Origin of the sequence: Fusobacterium sp. DD2, from assembly GCF_018205345.1 — a bacterium.
In the GTDB taxonomy this organism is placed as follows: domain Bacteria; phylum Fusobacteriota; class Fusobacteriia; order Fusobacteriales; family Fusobacteriaceae; genus Fusobacterium_A.
Genome location: NZ_JADRHM010000075.1, coordinates 1 through 11,750 on the forward strand (window position 1 = coordinate 1; position 11,750 = coordinate 11,750).

Below are 11,750 nucleotides of genomic sequence, written 5' to 3' on the forward strand. Positions count from 1 at the left end.
TACAAAAAAGAGAGCTGAGTAAAACATTTTTTTAAAAATGTTACTCAGCTTTTTTTATAGTGTATTTTCATAAAAGATGGTAAAAGGGAAAATCATAAGGTATAATAGATATAGAATACTAATGAAAATTGGAGAAAGAATGAAACGAGAAGCTAAAAAATTATTGAAAACTATATATGGATATGATGATTTTAGAAAAGGTCAGGAAATTATCATTAATTCAGTACTGGAAGGCAGAAATACCCTGGGCATATTAAGCACAGGTGGGGGAAAGTCAATCTGCTATCAGATTCCAGCACTTTTATTTGATGGGCTGACAATAGTTGTATCTCCCTTGATATCTTTGATGAAAGATCAGGTTGATTCCTTAAGGCTCCTTGGTATAAAGAGTGTTTATCTCAACTCAATCTTAAATAGAGGAGAGTATCTGGATAATATAAGCAGGATAAAAAGAGGAGAGGCAAAAATAATTTATGTTGCTCCTGAAAGATTGCATAATGATAATTTTATTCATTTTATAAAAAGATATAAAATCTCTATGGTAGCAGTTGATGAGGCACACTGTATCTCTCAGTGGGGACATGATTTTAGAAAAAGTTATCTTGAAATTTCAACTTTTATTAAAAAGGTAAATCAGAAACTCCAGATACTTGCACTTACAGCTACTGCTACTAAAAAAGTTAGAGAGGATATAGTGGATAAATTGGCTATGAGTGACCCTTTTATCTATGTTGATGGTTTTGACAGGGAAAATATTTTTTTTAGAGTAATAAAGATAAATGGAGATTCAGAGGATATAAATAATGCAGTTCAGGGATTTTTAGTAAACTATTTGAGAGATAATGCCAAAAAATCAGGTATTATCTATGCAGCTACCAGAAAGGAAGTAGATAGTCTTTATGCCTATCTTAAATTAAAGGAGTTTAATGTTGGAAAATATCATGCTGGACTTAGTGATGAAGAGAGAAAAGAAAATCAGGAAAAATTTCTTAAAGATGAGATTTCAGTTATGATTGCTACCAATGCATTTGGGATGGGAATAGATAAATCCAATGTAAGATTTGTAATACATAGAAACATACCTAAAGATATAGAAAGTTATTATCAGGAAGCAGGACGTGCAGGAAGAGATGGTGGAAAGGCTGAAGCAATTCTTCTGTTTTGTCAGGAAGATGTAAGTATACAGGAATTTTTAATTGATAATAATTTGGAAACAAGTGATGAATTAAAAGAGGAAAAGAGAAAAAAGCTTGATGCAATGATTGACTATGCATATCTTGAAAGCTGTTATAGAGAATATATATTGAAATATTTTGGAGATAGAAGAATAAGAAACTATTGTGGAAATTGTGGAAACTGCAGTGGCTTGAAAGATATAGAGGATCTTACAGTAGATGCTCAGATGGTCTTATCCTGTATTGGAAGGGCTAAGGAAAAAATAGGAGTTTCAACACTGGTTAACATTCTCTATGGAAGAGTGGATAGCAAAATGCAAAGAAAAGGATATAACACACTTTCTACCTTTTCCCTTATGAATGATAGGAAAATTGAGTGGATAGAGGAATTTGTTAACTTTTTACTTGCTGAAGGTTATATAGATCACAGTGCAGGAAGCTATCCAGTTTTAAAATTAAATGAAAAATCAAGGGATATTTTAGATAATAAGATAACTGTTCATAGGAAAAAAGATGAAAAAGTTTCTTATGATTATTATGATGATCCATTATTTGAGGATTTAAATAGACTTAGAAATGATATAGCAAAAGAGGAGGAAGTTGCTCCATATGTTGTATTTTCAGATGTTACACTTCTTGAAATGGCAGAATTTAAACCAGCAAATCGTTGGGAAATGCTAAAAATAAGAGGTGTTGGAAATCAGAAATTTAAAAATTATGGAGAGAAATTTCTTCAATTGATAAATAAATATTTAGATACAGATAGCAGAGGTGATAGAAGACAATATTATGGAATATTCGAAGATGATTTGCGGATAAAAGCTCTTAAGACCAGGCTTAAATTAGAGATGGATAACGATAAATTAAAAGAAATTCTATATGATATATTTTCAAAATAGGGGGGATATTTGTGAAATTTACAATGATGTGTTTACTTCTGGCATTCATAGTTGGATGTGGGGATAACAACCAGGGAAAACAGGAAAACAAAACAAATGAACAGCCTGTAGCTACTCAGACTACAGAGATTCAGCAGGAAGAAACAGTAGATGAAGATGTTGAAGAAACTGAAGATGTCGAGGAACAAGCCCCAGAGAAGACATCTGTAGAAAAATTGGATGTTGAAAAATTTTCTACCAGCAGTGGTTTAAATCCAAGTATTGACATTGCTTTCAATGATGAGTTAAATACTGATAATTTGGAAAGTTATGTAAAAATTGAGCCATTTGTTACAACTAGAACAATTAAAATGAGAGATCACGTGATACTCACTGGTCAATTTGATGTTAGTAAAAAATATAAAGTGACACTTTTAAAAGGGTTAAAAGGTCAAAACTCTGAATTAAAAGAGAATACTGCTTTAGATGTTACTTTTAAAGAAACTGAACCTAAGTTGATTTTTTCAAATGATGGAGTAATATTGCCAAAGACAAATGGAAATAAAGTTGCATTTAGATCAGTAAATATAAAAGAGATAAATGTCAAAGTAACAAGGGTATTTCCAAATAATATAACTCAATTTTTACAGGATTTTTCATTTAAGGGAAATGGAAACATATCTTCTTATGTATTACAGGATAATCTTGGTAAAACTGGTGAGGTAGTTCTTGATAAAAAATTTAATTTAAAATATCAAAAAAATGTATGGACACAAAATGAGATAGATTTTAAAAACATTGTTAAAGATAAGGGAATATATGTAGTTGAGCTATCATTTACTAAAGATGATGTAGATTATAATTTTGATGATGATGTTCCTGAATGGAGACAAAATTACTATTTCACAACTAATGGAAAGATAGGAAAAGCTCTATTAATAACTGATATGGGAATAATAGCTCAGAAGGAAAAAAATGGAAAACTTGTAGCTACTGTACTTGATGTAGTAAGTAACAGACCTATGTCAGGGGTAATGGTAAAAGGTATAACTTATAACAACCAGATTGTAGATTCAAGTATGACAGATAGAAATGGAGATGTAACATTTGAAAAAGGAAATGATATTTTCTATTTAATTGCAGAGAATAGAAAAGAAGTTTCTTTATTGAAAATGGCAGATTCTCAACTTTCTTATGATGGATTCCTTGTTGATGGAGATTTTGCAAATAATGGAGCCAAGGCATTTATGTATTCAAGTAGAGGAATATATAGACCTGGAGATCCTGTAAATATTGGAATAATTGCCAGAAACAGTGATAGTTCATTCCCTGAAAATCAACCGATAAAAATAGATGTATTTACTCCAAGAGGAGATAAATATATTGAAAATAAAGTAATAAAAGAAGGAAAAGATGGATTTTTCACTTTTGAATTTAAAACAGATCAGACAAGTGAAACAGGAATTTGGACTGTAGTAGCTTATACTGGTGGAGATCAGAATAAGAAATTTACCTTAAAAATTCCTATTGAAACAGTGGTGCCATATAAGATAGAGGTAAATACAGAGTTCCCAAAAGAGGTACAACTTACTAAAACAGATAAAATAGTTGGAGAGGTAAAGAGTAAATATCTATTTGGAAGTCCAGCTAAAGACCTTGATTTTAATTCAGAAATGACTTTGACTCCTAAGAATATTAAGTTTAAACAATATGAAAACTTTACATTTGAAAATCCAACTTCTTATACTCCAAATTTCACTTTTGGTAAATCAGGAGAATTAGATGATAATGGAGAGAGTGAAATAGTATTTGATAATATTCCTAATGATATTCCAAATAATATAACTTTTAATGGCCAAATTGTAACTAAGGTAATTGAAAGTGGAGGACGTCCTGTTATTAATATAAGCAACATAGATGTCAATGGATTTGATAGTTATGTAGGAATAGAGACTCCAGAAGATAATTTTGTAAAGAGTGGAGACAAGCTTAATGTTCAGATTATCACAGTATCTGGAAAAGATGGAAATTATGTAGCAGGTAGAAAGATTAAGTATAGAATATATAAAAATGAGTATTCTTGGTGGTGGGACTACTATGATTATAACGACTTTGTTAAATCAATAAAAAATGATAAGAATACTGTTTTACTATATGAAGGTGAATTTGAGAGTACCGAACGTCCATATCTTATAGATTATGCTGTAGAAGCAAGTGGAGAGGTATTTGTTGAAGTAGAAGATACAGAGACTAAACAGAGTGCAGGAACAACTCTATATGTAAGTACTTGGCAGGATCCTAGCACAAGTAAAATAATTGATAAATTAAAAATTGAAACAGATAAAAAGAAATATCAGGTAGGAGAAAAGGCAAAGGTAACATTTGAAGGACAAAGTGGAAATAGAGCTCTTATAACAGTTACAAAATCAGGAAAGATACTTGAAAGATATTGGAAAGATATAAACGAACTGAAAAATAGTGTAGACATTGATGTTAAAGAGAATATGTTCCCAAATGCATATGTTACAGTGGCACTTTTCCAAAACTATGGTAACTCAGAAAATGACAGACCTATCAGACTTTATGGTGCTGTACCTATAATGGTAGAAGATGGAAATAAGAAATTGGATATTACTTTAGATACTCCAGATGAACTTCATCCAAATGAAACTTTTAAAGTTAAGGTAAAAAATAGAGAGCAAGGTAAGGTAGATTATACACTTTCTGTAGTTGACGAAGGTTTACTTGGAATTACAGGATTTAAAACACCTAACCCATATAGCTATTTTTACAGCAAAGAGGGATTGGAAGTAAAAGCTTATGATAACTATTCTGAAATCATAGGAACTACATTTGGTCTGGTACATCAGATTTTAACTCCAGGTGGAGATGAATTTGTAAGAAGTATAAATATGGCTGCAAAATTAAACTCTCTTGGTTTTGAACAGGCAGAAAGATTCAAACCTCTATCAATTTTTAAAGGGGTTTTATCAACAGATGAAAATGGTGAAGGAGAGGTAGAGATAACTCTTCCAAACTACAATGGTGCAGTAAGAGTAATGGTCACTGGAGCAAAAGGTGAAAAATATGGAATGGCAGAAAAGAGAGTAGAGGTTAAAGCTCCAATAATTGCAGATATAACTATGCCAAGATCACTTCAGGTAGGAGATAAATTTAAAGTTCCAGTTAAAATATTTGCTCTTGAAAAAGATTTAGGAGATATAGAGATTATATTTAAATTCCAGGGAAATGAAGAAAAATATATTGTAAATCTTAAAGAAAACGAAACTAAGGATTTCTTATTTGATGTAAAAGCTGGAAATATCATTGGAAAAACACAGGCAGTTTTAACTGTAAAATCTAAGAAGTACTCTACTGAAAGAAAAATTGATATTGATGTAACTTCAAGTAATCCTTACACAGTAATAAATAAACTTGAGTATTTAAAAGATGGACAGGTAGAGTTTCAAGTTCCACAAGAGAGTGTACAAAACAGTGTATCTGGACAGATAACTATTTCAAGTGCACCAATTCTTGCTATAGATAATAGAATAAATGAGATGATAAGATATCCATATGGATGTGTGGAACAGATTACATCTACAGCATTTCCTCAACTGTTTATTGATGAACTTTCAACTAATAAGAAGATAGAAAAAGAAAAGATAGTAAATAATGTAAATGCTACAATCAGAAAATTGAGTTCTTACCAGGTTGAAAGTGGTGGATTCGCTTACTGGCCTGGAAATAAAAATGACGATTATTGGGCAAGTATGTATGTTGGACAATTTATGGTCTTAGCTCAGGAGAAGGGATATTATGTTCCAAGTTCTCTATATCAAAACTGGATTGAATATGCTAAGAGTGTTGTAAGAAATAACAATATAAGTAGTGAACTTAAGTCATATGCTCTTTATGTATTATCTACTGCTAAAGAGCCTGAAGTTGGGGAATTAAACTACATATATGATAACAACTTCAAAGATCTTTCAGATTTAAGTAAATGGTATATTGCAGGAGCATATTATAATATTGGTGAGGAAGAATTAGCTAAGAAGATAGCAACTAAACTACCTACTGATGTTCACGAAAGAACTCCAAAAGATTATTATATCTCTTATGGTTCTAAATTAAGAGACGAAGCAGTTGTACTTGATATTTATAATAAAATATTTGGAACGCTGGAGAAAAATCTATATAATAACATAGTTGAAAATCTTCAATCTGATGAATGGTTATCAACTCAGACAATAGGATATTCAATGCTTGCACTAGGAGATATAAATAAAGATGCAAAAGATCGTCCAGTAAAAGGAAGTATCGTTATAAATGGTGAAAGCAAAAGCTTTGAAATGGAAGATGGAACATATCAATATTCACTTAATAGTGGTGTAAATAGTGTTTTTGTAAAAGGAAATGATTTGTTTATAAATGAATATTGGCAAGGTATTCCAATTCACTTTGAAAGAGATAATGAATTCCACAACATAAAATTAGAAAGAAAATTCTATGCTGAAAATGGTGAAGAGATAGATGTGAAGTCTCTTCCTACAGGAACAACTTTCTACATGGTATTAAATGTAACTGGAACAGAAGATAGACAAAATAGCTATTATTTAGTACCTAACGTTGCATTAACACAAATTTTACCTAGTGGTTGGGAAGTAGAAAATGTCAGAGCATTGAATATTGAATATCCAGATTGGATAGAACAGAAGACTTATGGAAATGAGCTTGATTATGAAGATATAAGAGATGACAGAGTGAACTTCTTCTTTACTTTCGAAAATTACAATAAGAATGCTCAAAGTTTTGTAATCAAAATAAATACTGTTACAAAAGGTGAGTTTACTTTACCAGGAGCAGAGGCACAGGCAATGTATGATGGAGCTTACAGTGCATACTTAACAGGATTTAAAGTTGAGGTTAACTAATGAAAAGACTTTGGATTGCAACAGTAGCTGTATTTATTATAGTGATAGTATCAGTGTCATACATCTATGTTGATTTTAATGTAGATAGGATGAAAGCTGATATTGAATCAAGATATAGCCAGATAGTACTTGATAGCAAAGGTAAAATAATAGGTGCCTACTTAAATTCAGATGAGCAATGGCATATCAAGGGAGATGAAAAAGTACCACCAAGACTTGAAGCAGCTGTTTTAACATTTGAAGATAGAGAGTTTTATAAGCATAGAGGAGTTAATTATCTTGCTATTTTAAGGGCTATAAAAACTAATATTGTAAATAGAAAGAGAATCGGTGCCAGCACTATCACAATGCAAGTTGCAAAGATGTATAAAAATAGAGATAGAAGCTATCTAAGTAAGATTTTTGAGATTGTTGAGGCAAAGAAAATGGAGAATAATCTGTCAAAAAATGAAATCTTACAGCTATATCTAAATAATGCTCCATATGGAAGTAATATTGTTGGCTATAGAACTGCTTCATTACTCTATTTTGAGAAGGAACCAGTTAATCTTACATGGGCTGAGGGAGCACTTTTAGCAGTGCTCCCAAATTCTCCTGGACTTATGCATATTGAAAAAAATAGAGACAGACTTCTAAAAAAGAGAAATAGACTTTTAAAGACGATGTTTGATAATAAGATAATTACTGAAAGTCAATACAGATTATCGTTAAAAGAAAAACTTCCTGAAAAAAGATACTATTTCGATTCACTTGCTCCTCATCTTACAAGGAGATTAGTTGATAAATATAAAGATAAAAAAATAATAACATCAACAATTGATAGTGATATTCAGAAAAAACTGGAGAAAATAGTAAAAAATTATGGTGAGCATATAGAAAATCGGGGTATAAAAAATGCTGCTGCAATTGTAATAGATAATGATACAGGAAATGTGGTATCTTATATAGGATCGCAGAATTTTTATGATTTTAGTAAAAATGGACAGGTAGATGCAATTACATCATATCGTTCAACAGGTTCTGTTTTAAAGCCTTTTCTTTATGCTTTAGCAATAGATGGTGGAGTGATAGTTCCTAAGTCAAGACTTTTAGATATTCCATTGTATTTTTCAAACTTCAGTCCACAAAATGCTAATAAAAAATATAGAGGTTTTGTTGAAGCAAGAGATGCTTTAAGAAAATCATTAAACATCCCATTTGTAAATCTTTTAGATGAGTATGGACAGGATAGATTCTTTTTCTTTTTAAAAGATGTCTGTGGTTTTGCTGATAATGATTTTTCAAGATATGGACTTTCATTGATTTTAGGAACTAAAGAGATGACAATGGAAGATGTGGGAAAATTGTATTATGGTCTTGCTAATTATGGAAATTTTAAGGAGTTAAAATATACTGCTGAAGATAAAAATTCTAAAGGTAGACAACTTATCAGCAGAGGAGCAGCATACCTAACTATAGAAGATTTGAGCCATGTTCAAAGATATGGAATACAGAATCTTTACACTGGAAGTGATAATATCTCCTGGAAAACAGGAACGAGTTATGGACAAAGAGATGCATGGGCTGCAGGAGTTAATCCAAAATGGACAGTTGTAGCTTGGTGTGGAAACTTTACAGGAGAGGGTAACGCTAACATAAGTGGAATAAGAACAGCAGGAATTTTAATGTTTAATATTTTTAAGGCACTGCCTAAAAATGAGGAACATTTTAAAAAGCCAGTAGGAGATTTAAAGAAGATAGAGATTGATACTCAAACAGGGTATAGAGTTAAGTATAATGTCCCTACTGAAGAGGTGGAAGTACCTAAAAATGCTAAACCTTTAAAGATATCCCCATATTATAAAAAAGTATTTATAAATGATAAGGGAAAAGTTGTTGATTCAAGAGACGAAGATTTCTATAAGAGTAAAGAAAAAGTGATATTGAGTTATTCATTAGAGCTTCTTAACTATCTGGTGAAAGAGAATATGGATATATTCAATCTTGTAGAAAAGGATAAAAGTATAAAATTTATATATCCCTTAAATGGTTTAAAAATAAGAATACCTAAGGATTTTGATGGTAAGAAAAAGGTAATTGTAAAAATTTCCAATCCAAATGAGTATAGCGTATATTGGTACTTAAATGGAGAATATATAGGAAATTTTAAAGAGAGAGAAAAAAGTTTTGATTTTTCAGCTGGAGAACAGGTAATAAGCATAATAGCTGAAAATGGAGAAACAGCACAAATCAGATTTGAAGTTACAGAAAGGAAATAACATGGTTGAGTTTTTTATTGCAAAAAAACATATTATTGAGAGAAAGAAACAGAGTTTAATTTCAATAGTAGGAATTACAATTGGTATAATAGTACTTATAGTATCTATAGGTATAGCAAATGGTTTGGATAAAAATATGATAAACAGTATTTTATCTGTTACAAGTCATATTGTTGTTTCAAATGGAGAAAAAATAAAAAATTATGATGAACTGAAAAGTAAAATACAGAAAATAGATGGAGTTAAAGGGGTAGTTCCCGGTATTTCAACACAGGGAATACTGAAATTTGATGGTCCGTATGGAGGATATGTATCTGGAGTAAAAATAGAGGGATATGATCTTGAAAGTGCAAATGTTGCTATGGACCTTGATAAAAAGCTCACAGTTGGAAGTATAGTTCCTGATAAAACAAATGGAATTTTGATAGGACAGGAACTTTTAAAAAATATAGGAGCACGTGTTGGAGATAAGGTTACAATTATTTCAGCTGAAAGTAAAGAGATAAAATTTGAAATAATGGGGGCTTTTCAAAGTGGGTACTATGATTATGATATGAATATGGTTATCCTACCTCTTAAAGCCGTACAATACCTTATGTATGGAGAGGATATTGTTGATAAACTGGATGTCACATTAAATAATCCTTATAATGCTCCTAAAATAGCAAATTCTATTATGAATGAAACTGGTATTTATAGCAGAACATGGGGAGATTTAAATAGAAATCTTTTATCTGCTTTGGCACTTGAAAAAACTGTAATGATTCTTGTTTTTTCTCTTATAGTTATAATAGCAGGTTTTGTTGTATGGGTTACTCTAAATATGTTAGTTAGAGAGAAAATAAAAGATATAGGTATTATGAGAGCAATGGGATTTTCCAAAAAAACTATAATGAAAATATTTCTTATACAGGGGATGATATTGGGAGTTATAGGTATTTTAATTGGGACTGTTGTATCACTTATATTTTTATGGTATATAGCAAATTCTAATCTGACTTATATAACCTCTATTTACTATATAAAAAGTATACCAGTAGAGATATCAGCAAAAGAAGTAGGAATAATAATAGGAACAAATCTGATAGTAATATTTCTATCTAGTATTTTTCCAGCATATAGAGCAGCAAAAATGGAAACAGTGGAGGCTTTGAGACATGAGTAATATAATATTAAAACTTGAAAATGTGCAAAAAAATTATGATGAGAAAAATGAAAGTTTGCATATATTGAGAAATCTGAATCTGGATGTTGAAAAAGGGGAGTTTATCTCTATTTTAGGAAGATCTGGATCAGGAAAATCAACTCTTTTAAATGTAATGGGGCTTCTGGATAAAGCAGATGGTGGAAAGATATATATAGGAGACAAAGAGGTGGATTCTCTTTCAGATGAGGCAAGAGACAGAATAAAAAATAAAATGTTAGGATTTGTATTTCAATTTCACTATCTTTTACCTGAGTTTACAGCTCTTGAAAATGTAATGCTTCCAGCTATGATAGAGGGGAGCAGAAATAAAAAAGAGATTGAAGAGAAAGCTATGGAACTTTTATCATTGGTTGGGCTAAAAGAGAGAGTTTCACATAAACCTTCTCAACTGTCAGGAGGAGAAAAACAAAGAGTTGCCATTGCCAGAGCACTTATAAATGATCCTGAAATACTTTTAGCAGATGAACCAACAGGAAACTTAGATGAAGAGACCAGTGAAGTGATATTTGGAATTCTTAAAGATATAAATAAGAGAAAAAATCAGACAATTATAGTTGTTACACACTCAAGAGATCTTGCACAGATTTCAGATAGACAACTTTATTTGAAAAAAGGAATTTTAGAATAATTTTTATTTAAAAAAAGGAAATAAGGAAAGTTTAACGAACAATATAGTAACAAGATAAAAGATACAACAAGGAAGTGGTATTATGAAAATGTCTATCCATGGAAAACAATTAGTTATAACAGATGCAATCAGAAATTATGCTGAAACAAAAATAGGAAGAGTTGAAAAGTATCACGATGGTATCATAGAGATAGCTGTGACTTTATCAGCAGTTAGATTAAAAACTGGTAACTATCACACAGCTGAAGTTCTAGTATATCTGGAAGGAAGTACAGTAAAAGCAACTTGCACTGAGGAAGATTTATACGCAGCAATTGACCAGGTAGTTGATAAATTAGAAGGTCAATTGAAAAAACACAAAGAAAAAATTCAAGATGCTATCCGTTCTAGAGAACCTATGGCAAGAAAGCTTCAATACAATCCTGATACTAAGGTAGTGGAAAAAGAAGTGGCAGCTAATGTTGTCAAAGTTTATTTACCACCAAAACCAATGAGTATTGAAGAAGCTATCCTTCAACTTGAAATATTGAATAAGGTTTTCTTCCCATTCACAAATGCTGAAACTGGAGAAATGAACATAGTTTATAAGAGAAAAGATGGAGACTATGGGCATATAGAACCTAAGAAATAATATTTTGTATACAGCTGCAGCTAATGCAGCTGTATTTTT

General features: G+C 31.0%; 6 protein-coding genes. All 6 read left to right on the forward strand.

Translation table 11 applies throughout. The annotated features are described in order from the left end of the window. The first annotated feature begins 139 nt into the window (after nt 1-139). The 6 genes from recQ (at nt 140) to raiA (ending at nt 11,711) form a co-directional block, all read left to right on the forward strand. Nucleotides 140-2,074, forward strand: a complete 1,935-nt coding sequence (gene recQ, locus IX290_RS10060; protein ID WP_211493060.1) for a DNA helicase RecQ — start codon at nt 140-142, stop codon at nt 2,072-2,074. 11 nt (nt 2,075-2,085) lie between these two features. Next, on the forward strand, nt 2,086-6,987 hold the full coding sequence (locus IX290_RS10065; protein WP_211493056.1) for an MG2 domain-containing protein: 4,902 nt from the start codon (nt 2,086-2,088) through the stop codon (nt 6,985-6,987). After that, the gene (gene pbpC, locus IX290_RS10070; protein WP_211493057.1) at nt 6,987-9,245 is read left to right on the forward strand and encodes a penicillin-binding protein 1C; all 2,259 of its coding nucleotides are present in this window, start codon (nt 6,987-6,989) and stop codon (nt 9,243-9,245) included. Before IX290_RS10065 ends, pbpC begins: the two co-directional genes overlap by 1 nt. Nucleotide 9,246: 1 nt before the next feature. After that, the gene (locus IX290_RS10075) at nt 9,247-10,410 is read left to right on the forward strand and encodes an ABC transporter permease (protein ID WP_211493061.1); all 1,164 of its coding nucleotides are present in this window, start codon (nt 9,247-9,249) and stop codon (nt 10,408-10,410) included. Then, entirely contained in the window at nt 10,403-11,080 is a 678-nt protein-coding gene (locus tag IX290_RS10080) for an ABC transporter ATP-binding protein (RefSeq protein ID WP_211493058.1), read from the forward strand. The genes IX290_RS10075 and IX290_RS10080 overlap by 8 nt, the downstream gene beginning before the upstream one ends. Before the next feature lie 82 nt (nt 11,081-11,162). Continuing rightward, entirely contained in the window at nt 11,163-11,711 is a 549-nt protein-coding gene (gene raiA, locus IX290_RS10085) for a ribosome-associated translation inhibitor RaiA (RefSeq protein ID WP_211493059.1), read from the forward strand. Nucleotides 11,712-11,750: the final 39 nt, after the last annotated feature.

Bases quoted from the DNA above. Each gene is read 5' to 3' on its own strand.
- recQ (WP_211493060.1), top strand. From the start codon at position 140: ATGAAACGAGAAGCTAAAAAATTATTGAAAACTATATATGGATATGAT.
- pbpC (WP_211493057.1), top strand. From the start codon at position 6,987: ATGAAAAGACTTTGGATTGCAACAGTAGCTGTATTTATTATAGTGATA.
- IX290_RS10075 (WP_211493061.1), top strand. From the start codon at position 9,247: ATGGTTGAGTTTTTTATTGCAAAAAAACATATTATTGAGAGAAAGAAA.
- IX290_RS10080 (WP_211493058.1), top strand. From the start codon at position 10,403: ATGAGTAATATAATATTAAAACTTGAAAATGTGCAAAAAAATTATGAT.
- raiA (WP_211493059.1), top strand. From the start codon at position 11,163: ATGAAAATGTCTATCCATGGAAAACAATTAGTTATAACAGATGCAATC.